19 protein-coding genes are annotated in these 20,252 nt (G+C 38.2%); 10 read left to right on the forward strand and 9 right to left on the reverse strand.

Annotated elements, in window-relative coordinates; translation table 11 throughout:
* The first annotated feature begins 426 nt into the window (after nucleotides 1–426).
* The 3 genes from AC13EX_RS14065 to AC13EX_RS14075 all read left to right on the forward strand — a co-directional run bounded on the left by AC13EX_RS14065 (nucleotide 427) and on the right by AC13EX_RS14075 (nucleotide 3,920).
* Complete coding sequence (locus AC13EX_RS14065; protein WP_339712819.1) at nucleotides 427–768, forward strand: TfoX/Sxy family protein; 342 nt, start codon at nucleotides 427–429, stop codon at nucleotides 766–768.
* A gap of 126 nt (nucleotides 769–894) precedes the next feature.
* Nucleotides 895–2,022 (forward strand): hypothetical protein, encoded by a 1,128-nt coding sequence (locus AC13EX_RS14070; protein ID WP_482893170.1) that lies wholly within the window; start codon nucleotides 895–897, stop codon nucleotides 2,020–2,022.
* A 113-nt stretch (nucleotides 2,023–2,135) separates the two neighbouring features.
* Nucleotides 2,136–3,920 (forward strand): alpha-L-rhamnosidase-related protein, encoded by a 1,785-nt coding sequence (locus AC13EX_RS14075; protein ID WP_053086755.1) that lies wholly within the window; start codon nucleotides 2,136–2,138, stop codon nucleotides 3,918–3,920.
* 73 nt (nucleotides 3,921–3,993) lie between these two features.
* Here the strand turns inward: AC13EX_RS14075 and AC13EX_RS14080 are convergent, their stop codons facing one another.
* Together AC13EX_RS14080 and AC13EX_RS14085 are read right to left on the reverse strand one after the other, a co-directional pair.
* Complete coding sequence (locus tag AC13EX_RS14080; RefSeq protein ID WP_339712810.1) at nucleotides 3,994–6,387, reverse strand: ribonucleoside-diphosphate reductase subunit alpha; 2,394 nt, start codon at nucleotides 6,385–6,387, stop codon at nucleotides 3,994–3,996.
* 33 nt (nucleotides 6,388–6,420) lie between these two features.
* Complete coding sequence (locus tag AC13EX_RS14085) at nucleotides 6,421–7,404, reverse strand: ribonucleotide-diphosphate reductase subunit beta (RefSeq protein ID WP_048641833.1); 984 nt, start codon at nucleotides 7,402–7,404, stop codon at nucleotides 6,421–6,423.
* Nucleotides 7,405–7,995: 591 nt separating this feature from the next.
* Here AC13EX_RS14085 and rplU point away from each other — a divergent pair.
* The 3 genes from rplU to hpf all read left to right on the forward strand — a co-directional run bounded on the left by rplU (nucleotide 7,996) and on the right by hpf (nucleotide 9,048).
* Nucleotides 7,996–8,307, forward strand: a complete 312-nt coding sequence (gene rplU / locus AC13EX_RS14090) for a 50S ribosomal protein L21 (protein WP_048641834.1) — start codon at nucleotides 7,996–7,998, stop codon at nucleotides 8,305–8,307.
* Between the two features lie 34 nt (nucleotides 8,308–8,341).
* Nucleotides 8,342–8,602, forward strand: a complete 261-nt coding sequence (gene rpmA, locus AC13EX_RS14095; RefSeq protein ID WP_048641835.1) for a 50S ribosomal protein L27 — start codon at nucleotides 8,342–8,344, stop codon at nucleotides 8,600–8,602.
* A 134-nt stretch (nucleotides 8,603–8,736) separates the two neighbouring features.
* Nucleotides 8,737–9,048, forward strand: coding sequence for a ribosome hibernation-promoting factor, HPF/YfiA family (hpf, locus tag AC13EX_RS14100; RefSeq protein WP_048641836.1), 312 nt, complete (start codon nucleotides 8,737–8,739; stop codon nucleotides 9,046–9,048).
* Nucleotides 9,049–9,063: 15 nt separating this feature from the next.
* On the opposite strand, the gene AC13EX_RS14105 is transcribed toward hpf, so the two are convergent.
* The 6 genes from AC13EX_RS14105 to lipB form a co-directional block, all read right to left on the reverse strand.
* A complete protein-coding gene (locus AC13EX_RS14105; protein ID WP_048641837.1) occupies nucleotides 9,064–9,693 on the reverse strand; it encodes a rhomboid family intramembrane serine protease in 630 nt (209 codons plus the stop codon).
* Between the two features lie 4 nt (nucleotides 9,694–9,697).
* Nucleotides 9,698–10,684, reverse strand: a complete 987-nt coding sequence (locus AC13EX_RS14110) for a polyprenyl synthetase family protein (protein WP_048641838.1) — start codon at nucleotides 10,682–10,684, stop codon at nucleotides 9,698–9,700.
* On the reverse strand, nucleotides 10,674–12,851 hold the full coding sequence (gene rnr, locus AC13EX_RS14115; RefSeq protein ID WP_482893171.1) for a ribonuclease R: 2,178 nt from the start codon (nucleotides 12,849–12,851) through the stop codon (nucleotides 10,674–10,676). Before rnr ends, AC13EX_RS14110 begins: the two co-directional genes overlap by 11 nt.
* Nucleotides 12,852–12,921: 70 nt before the next feature.
* The gene (locus tag AC13EX_RS14120; protein ID WP_048641840.1) at nucleotides 12,922–13,656 is read right to left on the reverse strand and encodes a 3'-5' exonuclease; all 735 of its coding nucleotides are present in this window, start codon (nucleotides 13,654–13,656) and stop codon (nucleotides 12,922–12,924) included.
* Between the two features lie 5 nt (nucleotides 13,657–13,661).
* Nucleotides 13,662–14,063 carry a hypothetical protein gene (locus tag AC13EX_RS14125; protein ID WP_482893172.1) on the reverse strand — a complete coding sequence of 134 codons (402 nt, stop codon included), beginning with the start codon at nucleotides 14,061–14,063 and terminating at the stop codon, nucleotides 13,662–13,664.
* Nucleotides 14,060–14,794: a lipoyl(octanoyl) transferase LipB gene (gene lipB, locus AC13EX_RS14130; RefSeq protein WP_482893173.1), complete on the reverse strand. Its 735-nt coding sequence runs from the start codon at nucleotides 14,792–14,794 to the stop codon at nucleotides 14,060–14,062. The genes AC13EX_RS14125 and lipB overlap by 4 nt, the downstream gene beginning before the upstream one ends.
* A 41-nt stretch (nucleotides 14,795–14,835) precedes the next feature.
* On the opposite strand from lipB, the gene AC13EX_RS14135 reads away from it, so the two are divergent.
* Nucleotides 14,836–15,192, forward strand: coding sequence for a YraN family protein (locus AC13EX_RS14135; protein WP_048641843.1), 357 nt, complete (start codon nucleotides 14,836–14,838; stop codon nucleotides 15,190–15,192).
* On the opposite strand, the gene AC13EX_RS14140 is transcribed toward AC13EX_RS14135, so the two are convergent.
* Entirely contained in the window at nucleotides 15,186–16,040 is an 855-nt protein-coding gene (locus AC13EX_RS14140; protein ID WP_048641844.1) for a toxin-antitoxin system YwqK family antitoxin, read from the reverse strand. The genes AC13EX_RS14135 and AC13EX_RS14140 overlap by 7 nt on opposite strands.
* A 244-nt stretch (nucleotides 16,041–16,284) precedes the next feature.
* Here AC13EX_RS14140 and AC13EX_RS14145 point away from each other — a divergent pair, with 244 nt between their 5' ends.
* The 3 genes from AC13EX_RS14145 to AC13EX_RS14155 all read left to right on the forward strand — a co-directional run bounded on the left by AC13EX_RS14145 (nucleotide 16,285) and on the right by AC13EX_RS14155 (nucleotide 20,047).
* Entirely contained in the window at nucleotides 16,285–17,487 is a 1,203-nt protein-coding gene (locus tag AC13EX_RS14145; protein ID WP_048641845.1) for a pyridoxal phosphate-dependent aminotransferase, read from the forward strand.
* Between the two features lie 52 nt (nucleotides 17,488–17,539).
* Nucleotides 17,540–18,250 carry a glycosyltransferase gene (locus tag AC13EX_RS14150; protein WP_339712788.1) on the forward strand — a complete coding sequence of 237 codons (711 nt, stop codon included), beginning with the start codon at nucleotides 17,540–17,542 and terminating at the stop codon, nucleotides 18,248–18,250.
* 786 nt (nucleotides 18,251–19,036) lie between these two features.
* Nucleotides 19,037–20,047: a DUF4421 domain-containing protein gene (locus AC13EX_RS14155; protein WP_482893174.1), complete on the forward strand. Its 1,011-nt coding sequence runs from the start codon at nucleotides 19,037–19,039 to the stop codon at nucleotides 20,045–20,047.
* Nucleotides 20,048–20,252: the final 205 nt, after the last annotated feature.

Here is a 20,252-nt window from a genome sequence, read left to right on the forward strand (position 1 = left end):
GTGCTGAAATCGCTTTAAAATCAGCCACTTTGTTACTGTTTTCAATTTCACCATGGGGTTCTATGCTAAAATCTCCAAACAGTCTGATTTTCTTGCGATTGCAACACTTCCCGTAAACACGGGACAGGCATCACCCCTGACACTTCAGGGCGGAGAAATCCTATTACATAATCCGGGTTAAATCAAACAGTCATTTTGGAGCGTATGGTTTTCCTTTATTGAGGCAATTATCTTTTAAAAGTAACTGTAATAGCCATGTAATTCCAGATTTTTCCTTCAAAATATTAGGCTTATTGGTTCCGGCTAAAAATTAACCATGGGTATGTTAGCCATTATTATCTTTCAAGCCCTTCAAAATTCCTTTTGTAGACGCTATTATTAGCGGTATTAATTTGGTATTTTGAGTCTCAGCTAAACGGTATAAAAATGGCATATGATGAAAGGCTTGCAGATAGGGTTCGTGAATATCTTTTCGAAGTAGGACAATTGGAAGTGGAAGAAAAAGCCATGTTTGGAGGCCTGGCTTTTTTGGTCAATGAAAAAATGTGTGTAAATGTAAGTGGTACAAAGCTTATGTGTAGATATGATCCTGAATTAGTGGAAGAGGTAGCTGAAGTAAATGGGTTCCAATCCATGGTCATGAAAGGGAGGGTGTACAAAGGTTATTGTTACGTAAGTGCTGAAGCCATCACAACAAAAAGAGAAATGGCTTATTGGATTGACCTTTGCCTGGATTTCAATGAGAAAGCCAAATCTTCAAAAAAGTAAATATTAGCCATTGCTTTGAGGAGAAAAGGGTGTAACTAAAATTTAATTATTTCCTTATACTTTACCCCATTTAGGCAAAACCTCAGACAGGTTAAACCTGTTTAAGCTAATATAGCTAATTTTCCAATGATACCTCAATTGTTATATAAGGTGATTTTCTCAATTTATGCCAAGCTGTTTTTTGTTGTGCTAGGGTTGTTGTTGCCTGTTAATTATGTTTTTTCACAACGACTTAGTCTTGATCCTATACCATTGAGGATGGTTTCTCAGGTATTTAGTCCAGATGAATATTATATCTCAAGGATTATTGATGAGAGAAAGGACCTTAACCCTACTGCGTTTCTGGTGCCGGATGTTAAAAGTGGCAGTAATCTGCGGACGGTAAATCTTGAAGGAGGCACTATACCTGCTTTGGAGCAATATATATTGGGAGCTTATCCTGGGAAGAAAGAGTCTCGCCCTGTTGTAGTAAAAATTAAGGATGTCAAAATAATTGAAAACATTCTGAATGCTAAAACTGGGGTAGTAGAAGGTGACATTCATTTGGACTTTGAATTTGCTTTGGAAAGAGGGGATGAATTGGTTGATTTGTTGGGGTTTCAAGGAGGTATAAGTTACCAAAGAGGGGTACGACAGTTTCACTTATTGGAGCCATTCTTAAAGCGATCGGTGAATTTGGCCATGAAATATTTTGATGATTGGATAGAGAAAGATGCGCCAAATAACAATCTTCTGGCCCAAGAGGTGCGACTAAAGATGAGGGATTATGTCCGTTCGAATGTGAGTGATACTGTTTTTTATGCTACCGATAGGCCCTTGACCTGGAAAGATTTCACTGGTAGACCAGGTTTCAATAATTATGCGGCATCCATTTTTGCAAGTATAGGCTATGAGTTGAATAGCAGTATGGAAAATGGTGTGTTGCTAGTAGATTTAGTCTTTAAAACCTACATGTTGAAAAGTTCTTCCTGGGTGAGGTCAGGAAACAACAGCTATGGACTTAATCATGAACAAAGGCATTTTGATATAACGAAGATAATTATTGAGCGTCTCAAAAACACATTAACGAACCTTGAACTCGAGCCTCATAATTATGAACGGAAGATTTCCTTTCATTACCTGGAAGCTTTTAGAGAAATGAACCGCATGCAAGAAGCTTATGACAATCAAACTTCCAATGGAACCAATGCCTCAGCTCAAGAGAGGTGGAACAAAAAAATAGATACTGAATTAATTCAGTTGGGTGTAGATTAGCTTATTTAAAAGCAGGTAAATGAAGAATAAGACAGCAATTGAGCAGGTACGCACAGGACAGGTATTTGACTAAATAGTTTTATCTTGGTTGATTAACCAAAATGACTATCCAAATGAGTTTTATGCAAAGCGCTGTAAGGCCACTTTTTTCAATATTACTGTTTTTCGCAATCTGTTCCAATGCCTTTGCTCAATTGCCACCGGCATTTAACAATGGCAGGGACTATAAAGTAGCCGATGATTCCCGAACGCGGAAATACATTGCCCCGGTAAAAATATTCTGGAAATCCACCGAAAACACTGCTTTAATAAAGAACGAAAATCATCTCCTTAACCAACCAATTGGCCAGGCCATTCTTACCAATAAGCAAGACTTTTTGGTCATGAAAAGTACTGAAACTGAAAAACCGGGGATCTTGTTGGATTTTGGTGTCAACCTGCATGGAGGGATTCAATTGGTGACGGGTATGATAGGATCAAAAGATCCCGTGCGTGTACGGATAAGATTGGGAGAGTCGGTTACTGAAGCAATGTCATCCATTGATACCATACATGGGGCTACAAATGACCATGCCATGCGTGATTTTATTGTTTCCCTTCCATGGCTTGGGAAACTTGAAGTTGGTAATTCGGGATTCCGATATGCAAGGATAGACTTGGTAGACCCTAACAAAGAGTTACTGCTAAAGGAAGCCAATGCCATATTGGTCTACAGAGACATTCCATATCTGGGAAGTTTTAAGAGTAATGATGAACGTTTGAATAAGATTTGGGACATGGGGGCTTATACGGTTCACATGAACATGCAAGAGTACCTTTGGGATGGGATAAAAAGAGATCGTTTGGTCTGGGTAGGAGATTTGCACCCTGAGGTTTCAACGATTAATGCAGTCTTTGGATACAATGAGGTGGTTCCTAAAAGTCTTGACCTGATCCGTGACATTACACCTATGCCTGAATGGATGAACGGGATCAGTACTTATTCTATGTGGTGGATTATTATTCACCGTGACTGGTACCTGCATCATGGGGACAAGGACTATTTAAAAGCCCAAGAAGACTATTTGATTAAACTTACTAGGCACATGGCAAGTAGGGTGGAAGGCAATAAAGAAAAATTGGATGGTACCCGTTTTCTAGATTGGCCATCAAGTGAAAACCCTGAAGCCATTCATGCCGGCTTACAATCCATGTTGATTTGGGCTTTTGATGCTTCGGGTGAGATTTATACTGTATTGGAAAATGATGAAATGGCCAAAGAGGCAAAGGCTATGGCCGCAAAATTGAGGACTTACCATCCTGATCATGCAGGGTCTAAGCAAGCTGCTTCCCTAATGTCATTAACTGGTATAATGGATCCTTCTAAAGCCAATCGCCAAGTGATTTCCAAAAATGGCGTGGCTGATTTTTCTACTTTTTATGGGTATTATATGCTGGAAGCCAAGGCCAAGGCTGGTGATTACCAAGGAGCGATTGAAAATATTAGAGAGTATTGGGGCGCGATGATTGACCTCGGTGCAACTACTTTTTGGGAAGATTTTAATATCAAGTGGTTGGAAAATGCTGCAAGAATTGATGATTTCGTCCCTGATGATAAAGTGGACGTACATGCAAGTTATGGAGGCTACAGCTATGATAAACTCCGTCATAACTTGAGTCATGGCTGGGCTTCTGGTCCTACTGCGTGGATGAGTAGACATGTGCTTGGTGTCCATGTTTTGGACCCGGGATCAAAGACCATTCTAATTGATCCGCATTTGGGAGATTTGGAATGGGTGGAAGGAACATTCCCCACTCCTTATGGTTTGGTTTATGTCAAGCATAAAAAGCAGAGTGATGGCACAGTGAAGAGTGAAATTTCAGGACCTGATAAAGTCAATATTGTGTATCCTAAATGATTTTGGTCTTAGTCAAAAAAAAAGCAACTGCCGAAAGGACAGTTGCTTTTTTATGCAATTTTATATTTGTGGATCAACTACCACAAGCTTCACATTCGTCTGGATTATCCAAGGAGCATATAATGGCTTCTTGTTGTTGTTTTTTGCTATCCAAATCTACAGCTTCAGGCTTATCTCCATTCAATTGAGATTTGTCTACTGTAAACTGAATGGCGCTACTTGCTGCTTTAGAACGCAAGTAATAAATACCAGTTTTAAGACCTTTTTTCCATGCATAGAAATGCATAGAGGTTAATTTTCCAAAGTTAGGCTCTTGTAAGAACAAGTTCATGCTTTGTGACTGACATACATAAGCACCTCTATCGGCAGCCATGTCTATAATTACCTTTTGAGAGATTTCCCACACTGTTTTGTAGAGGTCTTTTAGGTTTTGAGGGATGTCAGGCATATTTTGAACGGAGCCATTGGCAGCGATCAGTCTGTTTTTCATTCCATCCGTCCAAAGACCCAATCTGATCAAGTCTTTCATTAGGTGTTTGTTGACTACAACGAACTCACCTGATAAGGTTCTACGAGTGTAGATATTACTAGTATATGGTTCAAAGCACTCATTATTACCCAAGATTTGGGAGGTGGAGGCTGTCGGCATTGGAGCCACTAAAAGTGAATTCCTTACCCCATACTTGTTTACTTTTTCTTTGAGTTCTGACCAGTTCCAACGTCCAGATTTTGGAGTTACACCCCACATATCAAACTGGAATATACCTTTTGACACTGGAGATCCTTCATAGGTTTCATAAGTGCCATTGACTTTTGCAAGTTCCATGGATGTCTCCATTGCTGCAAAATAGATGGTTTCAAAGATATCTTCGTTGAGCCCTTTGGCTTCATCAGAGTCGAAAGGCATTCTCAAAAGAATGAAAGTATCCGCCAGTCCTTGAATACCTAATCCAACAGGTCTGTGCCTGAAGTTAGATTTTCGGGCTTCTGGTACAGGGTAATAGTTGACATCAATTACTTTATTAAGGTTTTTGGTAACCACTTTAGTTACCTCATAAAGTTTCTTATGATCAAAATATTTTTTACCGTCTTTTCCTGTAGTGACATATTTAGGAAGTGCAATAGAAGCCAGGTTACAAACAGCCACCTCATCTGGAGAAGTATACTCCATGATTTCTGTACACAAGTTGGAAGACTTGATGGTACCAAGGTTCTTTTGGTTGGACTTACTGTTGGCAGCATCTTTATAAAGAATGTATGGGGTACCAGTTTCGATTTGGGATTCCAAAATCTCAAACCAAAGCTCCTGTGCTTTTATAGTTTCACGCGCACGTCCTTCTTTTTCATATTTTTCATAGAGTCTTTCAAACTCATCACCATAGCAATCTGCCAATCCAGGTGCTTCGTGAGGGCAGAACAAAGACCAGTCTTCATTGGCCTCTACACGTTTCATGAATAAGTCAGAAACCCATACAGCATAAAACAAGTCTCTTGCACGGAGTTCATCTTTACCGTGGTTTTTCTTAAGGTCAAGAAAGTCCTTGATGTCAGCATGCCAAGGTTCCAAGTAAATGGCAAAGCTGCCTTTTCTTTTCCCTCCACCTTGATCTACATACCTGGCGGTCATGTCAAAGTTTCTCAACATTGGGACAATGCCATTAGACACTCCATTGGTACCCCTGATATAAGAGCCTTTTGCCCTTACGTTATGTATGGAAAGGCCTATACCTCCTGCAGATTGAGAAATTTTAGCACATTGTTTTAATGTGTCATAAATTCCATCAATACTGTCGTCCTTCATTGTAAGTAGGAAACAAGAAGACAGTTGTGGCTTAGGCGTACCTGCATTAAATAGGGTAGGTGTAGCGTGTGTAAACCATTTCTGAGACAAAAGGTGGTAGGTGTCAATTGCTGACTCTATGTCTTCTTTGTGGATACCTATAGAGACCCGCATAAGCATGTGCTGTGGTCTCTCTACAACTTTACCGTCAAGTTTAATAAGATAACTTCTTTCTAGGGTTTTGAAACCAAAGAAATCGTAATCAAAATCCCTAGTATAGTCAATTACCTCATCTAGTTTGGCAGCATGTTTTTTAATAATTCCATAGACGTCAGGAGCAATCAGTGCTGCATTCTCATCAGTTTTTGGATTGATGTAGGTATATAGTCGTTTCATGGTATTTGAAAACGACTTACTTGTAGTCTTGTGTAGGTTTGAAATAGCAATTCTTGCAGCAAGAATTGCGTATTCAGGATGTATTACTGTCAGGGAGGCACATACCTCAGCAGCGAGATTGTCAAGCTCTGTGGTTGTAACACCATCATAAAGCCCATCAATTACTTTTTTTGCAACTTCGATAGGGTGGATGTAGCGTGCATCCAACCCGTAGCAAAGGTTTTCTATTCTTGTTGTGATTTTGTCAAATCTGACGGATTCTCTTCTACCGTCTCTTTTTATTACTAACATACCTAACTGATGATTATAATGGTTAAAAAATGATTAAAAGTCCTCTTCTACAGAAAATTTGTCTGAGGAGGAAGAATCGTCCTTGTTTTTCATAACCCCTGCTTTTTGATAATCACCCACACGTTTTTCGAAGAAATTGGTTTTTCCTTCTAAAGAAATCATGTCCATAAAATCAAACGGGTTCTTGCTGTTCCAAACTTTAGAACATCCCAATTCAAGTAGCAGCCTGTCTGCTACAAATTCAATGTATTGGCACATTAATTCAGAATTCATGCCAATAAGTCTTACAGGCAATGCGTCTGTTACAAATTCTTTTTCTATTTCTACAGCATCTTTGATGATTTCTGTAACCTGCTCCTGCGGCAATTTATTGACCAAATGCTTGGTGTATAGATGGCAAGCAAAATCGCAGTGTAGTCCTTCATCTCTGGAGATTAACTCGTTAGAAAAAGTCAAACCAGGCATTAGGCCTCTTTTTTTCAACCAGAAGATTGAGCAAAATGAGCCAGAGAAGAATATGCCTTCAACTGCTGCAAAAGCAACTAGTCGTTCCATAAAATTCCCTTTGTCTATCCAACGCAATGCCCACTCCGCTTTCTTCTTAACACAGTCTAGGTGTTCTATTGCATTGAATAGATGATCACGTTCGTCTGCATTTTTGATATAAGTGTCTATTAATAAGCTATAGGTTTCACTATGGATGTTTTCCATTGCTATCTGGAAACCATAAAAAAACTTTGCTTCTGTGTATTGTACTTCTGCTACGAAATGTTCTGCTAGATTTTCATTGACAATTCCATCACTTGCAGCAAAAAATGCCAAAACATGAGAAATGAAATGTCGTTCTCCATCACTTAGATTCTTCCAGTCATTAAGGTCTTGACCTAAATCTATCTCTTCAGCAGTCCAAAAACTTGCCTCAGCCATCTTATAATACTCCCAAATGTCATCATGTTGGATGGGGAATAATACAAATCTGCTGTTGTCTCCCTGTTCTAATATTGGCTCTGGCTTCATTAGTAGAAATGGTTTTATCTGAGTAAAAATTAATTATTGCTGTGTACCGTATTTCTTGTTAGCGTCTATATGAAAGGCTATTAGACTAATTTGGTACGAATGCCTTAACAAATATGGGCAAGAAAAATGAAAAAGTAAAGCCCGATTTAGCTAAAAACCCTAAAAAGTTGAACTCTGGTCAATAGATTATAAATAGGTAATATAAAGTGGGTTAGGAAATTTGAACTGAAGTAAAGATTTAATCTAAATGGATCATATATGCTAGGTCAACTTTTTTTAAATAATTTTAAAATATTTAAAATGGGCCAAAAATGGCCATTTTTTTGACTGTCGGTCAAAAATCCAGTTTTTTTTTTCGTGAGTATTCTGTTGTAAGATACTGTTGATCAATTGTGTAAATGAGAAAATTTAATTTCAAACCCTTATAAATGGCGAATAGGGCTGGATTTTTGAAGATGGCGTTGGATTAAATTGAGTTTCTGGGGTTTTGGGTGTAAATATTGAAATTAATATTGGAGGATTAGTTTATCTATTTGGTAATTTTTCTTATATTTGCACCTCATTTTGATAATTGAATTATATCAAACCATTATGTACGCAATAGTTAACATTTCCGGTAAGCAGTTCAAAGTAACAAAAGATCAACAAATCTTTGCACCAAAAATGCAAGGTGAAGTTGACGCTTCCGTAGAATTCGATCAAGTGCTTTTGGCAGAAGACAATGGCACTGTCTCGATTGGAGCGCCCTTATTATCTGGCGCCAAGGTATCAGGGAAAATCCTTGATCATGTAAAAGGTGACAAAGTAATCGTCTTCAAGAAAAAAAGAAGAAAAGGTTACAAAAAGAAAAACGGTCACCGTCAGCAATTCACAAAAATAGTAATCGAAAATATCACACTGTAATCCTTCGGGTTGCAACCTTAAATAATAATAAGTTATGGCACATAAGAAAGGTGTAGGTAGTTCTAGAAACGGTAGAGAGTCTGAAAGTAAGAGACTTGGTGTAAAGAAATTTGGTGGTGAATCAGTTATCGCTGGTAATATCATTGTAAGACAAAGAGGTACTAAACACCATCCTGGCGTTAATGTTGGATTGGGTAAAGACCATACAATCTTTGCTTTGGTTCCTGGTAAAGTTGCTTTCACTAAAAAGCACGATGGTAAATCAGTAGTAGGAGTAATTCCAGCGGAAGCTTAAGATACTTCTTCTTAAAGAAATTTATTATTTAAAGGTCATTCTAACGGATGACCTTTTTTTTATTCCTTAGTTTTAAGATATTCGTAGTAATAATTTTCACCTCTCCGAATAGATGGAGTTAAACGATTTTGAAAATGAACTTCACAGAAAACTACAATGGAATTAAGATTGATGTTCAGTCAGTCAATATTGAAATCAATACTTCCGTTCAAGAAGAAATAAGGTCTTCAATAGACAAACTCTCAAAATTCACCCAAAACATCAATGCTGTAGATGTTTATTTTAAAACAGAGGGAAGTGGAGGCAACGCTGTTAGCGTGGTAGGGATGCGCGTAGGAATACCCGGTCCGGATGTATTTGCCGAAGAAAAGGGAGAACACTGGATTCCTTTGCTAAAGGAAGTAGTGGATAAATTGGTTAGACAATTGAAAAAAGCAAAAGCGTAGATAAAAGCTTCAGTCTTAAAAAAGGCTGAAGCTTTTTATTTGTTCCCAAAATCGCAATCCATTTTCTGGAGAGATTAATACGATCACAGCAATTCCAAACACTGCACCATAAAAATGGGCGTCATGGTTAATGTTATCACCACCTGTCCTGCCTTTATAAAAAGCATATCCTAAAAAGAGCAATCCCAAAATAAATCCGGGAAGACAAAAGATGCCGAAGATACAAATATCAGAGAGTGGCATCAAGATTATGCTAGCAAACACAGTAGCCGAAGTGCCTCCTGAGGCCCCTAAGGCGTGGTATCCGGGGTTGTCTTGTTCCTTTAGATAGGTTGGTATGTCTGCAATGACAATTGCCAAGAGGTAAAAGACAATAAAGGCGACTAAGCCTAATTCAAAACCAAATACATATGTGAGGTAAGACTCTACCACATTTCCGAAGAAATAGAAGGTAAACATGTTAAATAACAAATGCGTACCATCTTTGTGAATAAAGCCAGAAAATAAAAACCGACCGTAAGAGCCTTCTCTCTTGATGAGGTAAGGCGTAAACAATTGTTTGTTTATAAAATCAGGGTTTTTCCATCCATAATAGGATACCAGACAGGTAATGATAATAATTATTAACGTTAAAGATAAATCCATGATTTTATTTTTCCCTGTTGGCCAGGTTGTGTGTTAGATTTTGAAGGAGTTGCAATCCAGCAGTATTTTTTACCTGAAGGCTGGAAAGTTGGTTGAAACCTCTTTCGAAATAGTCGTCCATTAACTCCAAGGTCTTTTCCTTTATTTGAAGTTGGTCATATATGCTTGTTACAGCTTTTACTTTTTCTTCTGGATTGAAGGATGTAGAATTAATCCATTTCTGTAGGTTTTCGTTTACCGAACCTTCAGCCAATTCATTGGCTTTTACTAAGAGGTAGGTTTTTTTATTGGCCAAAATGTCCCCACCGACTTGCTTGCCAAATTTCTCTTTGTCGGCATAGACATCCAGCAGGTCGTCTTTTAACTGAAAAGCGACGCCTATATTTACTCCAAAATCGTATAAGTGATTGGAATCCTCTTTCGAGGCACCAGCTAGAACAGCACCCAATTGCAGGGAAAAGCCCAATAATACAGCCGTTTTCAAACGTATCATGTTTAGGTATTCTGCTTCACTTACGAATTCCCTGTTTTCAAAATTCATATCCATTTGCTGTCCCTCACAAACCTCCGCAGCGGTTTTGCTAAAGAGTTGAAGGCTTTCCTTCAAGTATTCAGGTGTTATGGACAGGAATAAATCATAGGCCTTGACCAGCATTACGTCTCCAGACAAAATAGCAGTATTGTCATCCCATTTTTCATGGACGGTCGCCTTTCCTCTACGAAGAGGTGCATTGTCCATGATGTCGTCATGCATGAGTGTGAAATTGTGAAAAACTTCAATGGCGGCAGCAGGAGTAAGTACTTTTTGGTAATCCTCCTTGTACAAACCGTAAGCCAGCAAGGTTAGTAATGGTCGTATTCGTTTCCCCCCCAAACCCATAAGGTAAGTTATCGGATCGTATAGTTCCGGAGGGTTACCTTTCAATTCTAATTCTTTTATATGTTGCTCGAGGGAAATTCTAATATCCTCCAGCTTGTTGTCATTTATCATTGCTTGCAAATTCCAAATCAATCGTTCTTCTATCGATGTCAGTGCGTGTTACTCTGACCTGTACTTTGTCACCCAGGGTAATCATTCTTTTATTTTTGGATCCAATAAGCCGCATGTTCTTGTCATCAAAGTCATAGTAATCATCTTTCAGATCCTGGACTTTAACCATGCCTTCGCATTTTGTTTCAGAAATTTCAACATAAACTCCCCATTCGGTGACTCCTGTGACTATGCCTGCATAGTCTTTGTCTTCTGCCAATTTCATGTACTCAACCTGCTTGTACTTGATACTTGCCCTTTCTGCATCAGCAGCCCTTTTTTCTCTCTCTGAAGAATGCAAACATTTTTCTTCCCAAGCCTGGGTTTCAGGTGGTTTACCACCGTCCAGGTAATGTTGAAGAAGCCGATGCACCATCATGTCAGGATACCTTCTGATTGGAGAGGTAAAATGGGTGTAGTGGTCAAATGCCAAGCCGAAATGAAGCTTTGGTTCAGTTGTGTATTTTGCCTTGGCCATGGTTCTTATGGCTAACTGTTCCAAAATGTTCTGTTCTGGCTTACCAACGATCTCTTCCATTAGTTTGTTCAGACTATTGGACACTTTCTTTTCATCAGTCACTTTTACCTCATGGCCGAATTTGGTGGCGAAATTAGCAAATGTGGCTAGTTTTTCAAGGTCAGGATAATCATGAACGCGATAAATGAAGGTACTTTTGCCCTTATTTTTGTTAAAAATATAGGTCGCTACGGTTTTATTGGCCAAAAGCATGAACTCTTCGATCAACTTATGTACATCCTTTCGCTCTTTTATAATAAGACCTACAGGTGTACCTGATTCATTGAGTTGGAATTTTACCTCAACTGTTTCGAAATTGATCGCTCCTTTTTTGAATCGCTCCTTACGAAGTAATTTTGCCATGGAATTGATTTTTAACAAATCTTTGGCATAATCACCAGATTCTGAATCCATATTCTCCTGGGCTTCTTCGTAGCTGAATCGCCTATTGGAATGGATAACCGTTCGGCCTATCCAGAAATCCTTTACCTCGGCCTGATCGGTTATTTCGAACACACAAGAGAAGGTGAGCTTGTCCTCATTAGGGCGCAATGAACACAGTCCATTACTCAAGCGTTCTGGAAGCATTGGGATGGTTCTGTCTACCAAATAAACAGAGGTAGCCCTGTCATAGGCCTCTTTTTCCATCAAGGTTTTCGGGGTGACATAATGCGTTACATCGGCAATATGCACGCCTATTTCCATGTTGCCATTTTCTAAATAGCGAAATGAAATTGCATCATCAAAGTCCTTTGCATCTGCAGGGTCAATGGTGAATGTATCGATATCTCTAAAGTCTTTTCTTCTTTTTATCTCGGCCTCCGAGATGGTATCAGGTATGGTTTCAGCTTCTGCTTCTATCTCCTCCGGATAATCAAAAGGAAGTCCGAATTCAGCCATAATGGAATGAATCTCCACTTCATGGTCCCCTGCTTTACCTAAAACATGTATGATTTTTCCAGTAGGACTCTTATCACCCTCACTCCAGTCAGTGAGTTTTACTACTACTTTTTGGTTATGCTGTGCACCAGCGAGATCTGATTTTTTTACGAAGATATCATGGTGCATCTTCTTAAAGTCAGGCACTACAAATGCAAATCGGGGGGAGATTTCTATACGGCCTACAAATTCGTCTCTGCTACGTTCTAGAATTTCCAAGACTTTTCCTTCTCTGCGGTTTCCTCTTCCTTTTTTGGGTAAAATCATTACCCTGACTTTGTCACCATCAAGTGCAGATTTTAGATCTGCTTCTTTGACCATGATATCGTCTTCTTTTTTCTCATGATTATTAGGTATCACAAATGCAAACCGTGCATTGACGAAATCTACTTCTCCAATAACGAATTCTGGATCCGCCGCTGAAGAGTAATGGTTTCTTGGGTTACGTGATATCCTGCCTTCATCTACCAATTCCTGGAGGGCTGGGCTTAAAAGTTTTTTGGTAGCTGCATCCCGCAGTACTAGTTTTTTGATGAGTTGCTTTTCAGCGAAATCCTCACCGAAATTATTGTCAAAAAATTGCGCTATTTTTAATTTTAAATGCTCTAAATCTGTGGGCTTATTGCCCTTGCTTTTAAATCCTGATTTTTTTCTTCCTGAATTTCTTCCCATAAAAATATATTATAATTATAAAGGTAAGGATATTTATTCTAATTTATTGACCTTCCTTATGTTGTGATGTTTATTCTGCCGAACTATCCAAATTGATGATTTGGAACGACAGGTCTCCAGGTAATCCCTGATAAGCCAGGTATATTCTGGCGGTTACTTCTACATCTCTCAAGCAATATTTACGAATATTGTCAAGATCGTTTTCTTTGTAGTATACGGAGTTAACCATGCTTCCGTCTATTCCTTCTTTTGAACTGGGGATATCAAAAATTGCTGCCAATAAATCCAGGCGGGTGTAATGTTTATAATCCCCAAATTTCCACAGGTCCAGTGTGTCTATATGTTTAATCTCCCAAGGCTTCTTCCCTGAAAGCTGCAATACGTCTGGAAGTGGTAATTTGTTGACAAGCATTCTCCTGCAGATGTAAGGAATGTCAAATTCCTTGCCATTGTGGGCACAAAGGATCCAGTCTTTTTTCTCTAAGAGGTCCCGAAATTCTAATAACGTTTCATGTTCTGTTGATGCGGCGTAGGATTTGGTCCTGTAAATAAGTTCGTCCTCCGCTTTTTTATAGGTAAAGTAACCTACTCCTATACAAATGACCTTACCAAATTCGGCATAAATGCCTGCCTTTTCAAAATAGAGATCGTCAGCTTCTCTTTCGTCAGTTTTTTGTAGTTGCTGGGCTTTTTTCGTCCATTCCTCTTGCATTCTTGAAGGTAAATCCCGCAGGCTTTCTGCTCCGGAGATGGTCTCAATATCCAGAAAAAGGATGTCATTCAGATGTTCAAAAAAATCAGCCATAAGCTTCAGCTATGTAAGATCCCATGCATATCCAGTTCAGGAATGTAGGTCATGTGCTTTTCCTGAACGCTGCCCGCTACAAATATAAACTTTTTGTCAAATATTTGGTCCAGAATATAATAACTTACCCAGAATTCATTGTTTAAACTAAACAATGCCGGGTCAATGGCCTCAACTCTAGCAATACTCATCGCTTCTAACTTCTCAATCATGTGTCGCAAGACAGAGGTTTTTTTTACTTCTCCGCCTACATTGCCGTAGCCTTTTGCCGTGATCATTAGTGTTTCCAATTCAATAAGGTTCTTATTGATTATATACACCGCCCAGCTTTCTTCCTTTTCATTGACTTCTTTTACTATAGCCATTTTCACTCCTGTCACGGGGTGAAATTTTATGTCCTTTTTCATTTTTGTTCTTCGCTTATCAGTAGTTCCATGTCGAATAATCTGCCTATATGAAACCTTACTCTTTCTTTAACCTCAGAGATGTCTACTTCTTTACCCAGTTCTTTTTGCAAAGAAGTGACAGCCTTGTCACTGATTCCGCAAGGGATAATATGGTTGAAGTAATTAAGGTCAGTATTGACATTAAATGCAAAACCGTGCATGGTTACCCATCTGCTGGATTTGACACCTAAGGCGCAGATTTTCCGAGGATTTTTCTGTTCTATATGATCCAGCCACACCCCCGTCAATCCCTCAATTCTACCTGCTACTATTCCATAATCGCTAAGGGTTGCAATTACCGCTTCTTCCAAAAACCTGAGGTATTTGTGGATATCTGTAAAGAAGTTATCCAGATCCAGAATAGGGTAGCCTACAATTTGTCCCGGTCCATGGTAGGTAATGTCTCCTCCTCGGTTTATAGGGTAATAACTGGCCTTGTATTGCTTTAATCCTACCTCGTCTAAAAGGAGGTTTTCTGGTTTACCACTTTTGCCTAAAGTGTAAACATGTGGATGTTCCACAAACAGTAGATAGTTATCAGTGATTTGTGCATCCTTTGGGTCAAGTTTTCTGTTAGCAATCTTAACCTCAACGGTTTGAGCAAACAGTTTTTCCTGATAATCCCAAGACTCCTGATAATCTTTGGTGCCTAAATCCCGAAAAATAACTTTTTTATTTTTAAATTGATTCACCTTTTACAGTAGTTTTTTTCAAATATAGTCAATATCAAACAATGGCTGAACACAATGACAAGGGAAAGGAGGCTGAAATGCTCGCTAAGGATTGGTTGGTAGCCAATGGTTTTGAATTCGTTGCTGCTAATTATAGGTACAAGCATGCGGAGATAGACCTAATAATGGAAAAAGGAGGGATTTTGGTCTTTGTAGAGGTAAAGTTTCGTAGTGGAACAGGTTATGGTTATGCGGAAGAATTTGTGGATTATAGGAAAAGGCAACTAATCATTAGAGCTGCCGATCATTACATATACGAGAAAGACTGGAAAAAAGATATCCGATTCGATATAGTTGGCGTTTACCGAAATAAATCAGGAGGGATAGCATTTAAACATTTCGAAGATGCTTTTTATTGATTGCGGCTATAGATAAGATTTCCTTCTTTGTCCCATTCAGCCCTTATAAATGGTTTAAAGCTATTGTTTAGGGCCTCATTTTGGTATTGGATTTCTCTTTTCTTCACGGTTTTGTCACTTTCTCTTGGCCAATATTCGGTCCAGATTCCTATCCGTTCTCCAAATTTGTATTCCCCTGCTACGGCTACCTGCCCATCAGGGTAAAAATGGAAAAAATTACCTTCTTCCAAATCGTATTCTATTGGGGTTAACTTTTCTATTTTCCGTTCCCCTCGATTGTAATAGGTGATTCTTGAGGCCTTGGGCCATCCCTCTGAATAATGCCTTTTGTCTAAAAGAATGTTTTTTGCATCAAAACTCATCCATCGACCATGTTTGGTGCCGTAAAAATACATACCAGTTTCAACTACATTTTCCCCGATTCGTTTTTCATAGGGACCATGAAGCAAATAGCCTTTGGAGGAATCGAAGTTGCCATTTTTGATGGCTTTGTTTTTGGTGTCGTACCAAAAAATATCCCTTATATAGGGATCGACTCTTTTGTTCCTAGTGGTGTAATTGAAAAACTGATAGGTAATCTGATCCCTAAAACTACTTTTGATTAAACCCCGACTGGTTTTTTCGCCGAAGTGAAAATTCTTTTTCTTTTTCTTCCTTTTCTTCTTTTTTTCTTCCTTCAAATTGTCCTCTGCATCAGAGAACAATAGTATAGGGGTAGAGGTAGGAAGTAATCTGTTTTCTTCCACACCAGATGAGTCTACCTCAGTTATACTGGTTTCTTCCTGACCGAAACCAACCGAAATAATAAAAAACAGCACTACAGAAAATAAGTAAATGAGTTTTTTCATAACAATTTAAAAACGAATATATAGGGCTTGATGTTGTGATTAGGACTAAAAATCCAATGCATTCATCCTAGTTATCAAAAGTTACATTTTTCAAAACTAGTCAAAGATTTAGGAATCGTTGTCATTATCCTTATTTTTGCAAAATTAAAAAAGTGGCAGAAAGGTCATCAATCATAATAAATTAATTTGGTGGTTAATAGGTCTTACTAATCTGATAATCAAACGTAATTTAAATAAAATATAAATGAATTCCATCCTATCTGATCGTATTAACAATATGGAAGAGTCAGCTACGCTGGCTATGGCAAAAAAAGCCAGGGAATTAAAGACTCAAGGAATCGATATTATCGGTTTGAGTTTGGGAGAACCTGATTTTAAAACGCCTAAACACATACAGGAAGCTGCTAAAGCAGCTATTGATGAAGGGAAATATTTTTCTTATCCTCCAGTTGCTGGTTACCAAGACCTAAGAGAGGCCATTGCCAAAAAACTAAGGGATCAAAATAACATTTCTGAAGCCAAAGCAGAAAACATTGTAGTTTCTACAGGTGCAAAGCATTCAATTGCCAATATCTTCATGTGTTTGATTAATGAAGGAGACGAAGTGATCATTTTTTCTCCTTATTGGGTATCTTATTCTGAAGTGATCAAATTGGCCGGAGGTGTTCCTGTTCTTATAGAGGGTAACCTTGAAAATAACTTTAAAGCTACCGCTAGTCAATTAGAAGAAGCCATTACGGATAAGACCAAAGCTGTGATTTATTCCTCACCATGTAATCCGTCAGGATCTGTTTTCAGCAAGGATGAGTTAGAGGCCATTGCTAATGTTATCAAGAGCAAGGAAAACCTTATAGTTATAGCCGATGAAATTTATGAGTTGATCAATTTCACAGGTTCTCACGCTAGCATAGCCTCTTTCCCAGGCATGTTTGACCGTACCATTACTGTAAATGGTTTTTCTAAAGGTTATGCGATGACTGGATGGCGAGTAGGTTACATCTGTGCTCCATTGTTTATTGCAAAGGCTTGTGAGAAAATTCAAGGTCAGTTTACCTCAGGTGGAACAGGCATAGCGCAGCGTGCAGCCCTTGCGGGTTTGATTGGTGATCAAAAGCCAACTGAAGAAATGGCGGCAGCCTATCTTAAAAGAAGAGACTTGGTCTTGGGTTTATTGCGTGATATACCAGGTATCAAAACACACGTTCCTGAAGGAGCATTTTACTTTTTCCCTGATGTTTCTGCCTTTTTCGGTAAGACAGCAGGCGATCAGAAAATTGAAACTGCGGATGATTTTTGTCTTTATGTGCTTAAAGAGGCAAATGTATCCTTGGTTACAGGAGCCGCATTTGGAGCACCAAATTCAGTGAGATTGTCTTATGCAGCCTCTGAAGATGAATTGAAAGAAGCGCTTAAGCGAATCAAAGAAGTGCTAGCAAAATTGAATTAATTTTTAAATATTATCCCCGGAATTTTCCGGGGATAATTCTTACTTTTCCAAGATGCAGGCAATTGTAGTTACACCCGTAAAAGATGCTTTAGAGGCGACTTTAGAAACAGTTCAGGCCATTTCTGACGCCAAAGGAGTTTATGATTATTGGGTTTTTAATGATTATTCTACTGATCAAACTAAAGCTGCATTAGAAACAGCCAGCAAAGCCAAAGGCTTTAAACTGATTCATTTGGAAGATGTGACTTCAAATCCATCACCTAATTATAAGACAGTACTCCAACTGTCACAAAAATCAGCCTTAGAAGCTGGCTTGCCTTTAATTGTAGTCGAATCGGATGTTAAGATAAATCCAGATACCTTGGAAAGTCTAGTGAATTTCTCCAATGAAAACCCCAATGTAGGTTTGGTAGGAGCGATAACACAAGATGCTGAGGGAAAGGTGAATTTTCCTTATCTTAAATTCAAACAATTAAAGAGTAAGGATCCGGCAAAGACTACGCGAAGCCTTAGTTTTTGCTGTACCTTGATAAGTAAGAACTTTTTAGAGAAATATGATTTCACTGATCTGGATAATAGTAAAGATTGGTATGATACGCATATTAGTCAGAAATCAATAAGTTTGGGCTTCGATAATTACATTCTGCCAGACCTGCCCGTTTGGCATAGGCCTCATGGTAGCCGGCCTTGGAAGCAGCTCAAATACAAAAATCCAATACTATACTACTTCCGAAAGTGGTTTTTAGGTAAGGATAAAATTTAGGTCTAAACTTTTCGCATTTCCTCTCCGAGGAACAGTTAGTTTATATAACAAAGTACCTCCTCAAATAAAGCACGGAATAAGTAATAGCCGGGTTTAATCGGTAAGCATTTCTAGAGTGCCATGATCCTGTTATTTCCTATCAGCGGGTAATGTTTTTTATAGAATAGTGTAGACAATAGGAATAGATGGAACTAGACCAATTATAAAATTTCTATGTACTAAACCGCTTACCTTTAGCTCCAAAACCTTAAGAAATTAATTGTATTATTCTAATAAATAATTAATTTCAAAATTTTTAATTTTAATCTTGAAAATGATCTATTTCCGCCAATAATCAAGGATGTTTTAAACTGGTTATTATCGGCTAGGGCCAATAATGGGGCTGTTTCTATTTATTATAGAATGGTTTTTCAATTTTCATTTCAATTTCAAGTATTAAAGGATGAAAAATCAGTTAATAGAAACCAAATGCAATTGTCCTTGCATAATTATCCTACCTTTTGCTAAGGGAGTATAGATGAATTCTTTAAAGGCCATTTTTTTGATTTGTGATTATTTCTTTAAAATATCGAAGTATACTAAGATGAATTCATTGCTTTATTTGCTCAAAATTCCGTACCTTTGTTTTGGGTGATTAAGCAACTTTTTATACTTATTCTTTTTTTAGTAATTAAATGGAGGTTATTTCGAATTAATTTTTCCTAACCTCCCTTTTTTCTAGTAGGTTACATTTTAATCCTCCGAATAAGTTGCTTTCAATGATATTGATGTAATTTAAATGCTCCTATGAAATATGTCTTTATATTGACCCTCATTTCCCTGACCTTTCATTATAGTGTTTTAGCGCAGGAGCCAATAGATTCAACAGTATATTATATGACCTATCCTGATAAACTAGTGCTGAGAACTTATATGTCCAGGAAGTATACAGGTTTGGGTATAAAGGTTGCCGATGAAAGTTATTGGTATAGACCGAATTCTACCTTGAACATTGGGCTTGGTGCTACTTACGAAGGCTTGACATTAAACCTCGCCTATGGTTTCGGGTTTTTAAACCCAGATAAGCAACGTGGAGATTCCAAATATTTTGATTTGCAAGCGCATGCTTATCCTAAAAATTGGGTCATAGATTTTTTTGGACAATTTTATAATGGCTATTATTTATTAAGGGGAAATACTTTAGATAATAATAATGAATCGAGAATTTTCCCAGACATGAAACTTAGAAAGGTGGGAGCTTCCGTTCAGTACTTATTTAATGGAGATAAGTTTTCCTATAGGGCGGCCTTTTTGCAGAACGAGTGGCAAAAAAAATCCGCAGGCTCATTTATGGCCGGCGCGGAAGTTTATGGAGGTCAGGTAAGAAATGCCTTGGGTATTCTACCTTTACAATCAGTTCCTAATAATTTCGATCAGATCAAATACTTTGAAATAGGCCCCAATTTTGGCTATGCTTATTCCTGGATTATAAAAAAGCATTTTTTTATTACCCTATCTGCAGCTTCTAGTTTATCAATAGGCAGGACCTATTTCAATTATGAAGATGGAACAGGTAATAGTAATTGGTCGGTCCGGCCTAATTTTTTAATGAGGGGATTTACAGGATACAATTCGGATAGGTGGTCTCTTAATGTCAATTATGTTTACAATCAAGTGAATTTGGCAGCAGTTAATGGCTATAAGGCCAATTTGGGGACTGGAAACTATCGACTAAACCTTATTTATCGTATTAGTCCAGGGCATGGTTTGAAAAAGAAATTGGGATTGATTGATAAGTTAAAGAACAGATTGAAATAAGGCTTTCCAAGAATTATGGATTAAACCCGAAATATGCAATAGACAATCTATTACGTGCTGAAATAGCTTCAAAATCAGCCACTTCTTTGCTGTTTTGAATTTCACCATAGCGGTGCTATGCTAAAATCTCCAAACAGCCTGATTGTCTTGCGATTGCAACACTTTCCGTAAACACGGGACAGGCTTCACCCCTGACAATTGTCAG

It is taken from the genome of Cyclobacterium sp. L-R, assembly GCF_056859355.1.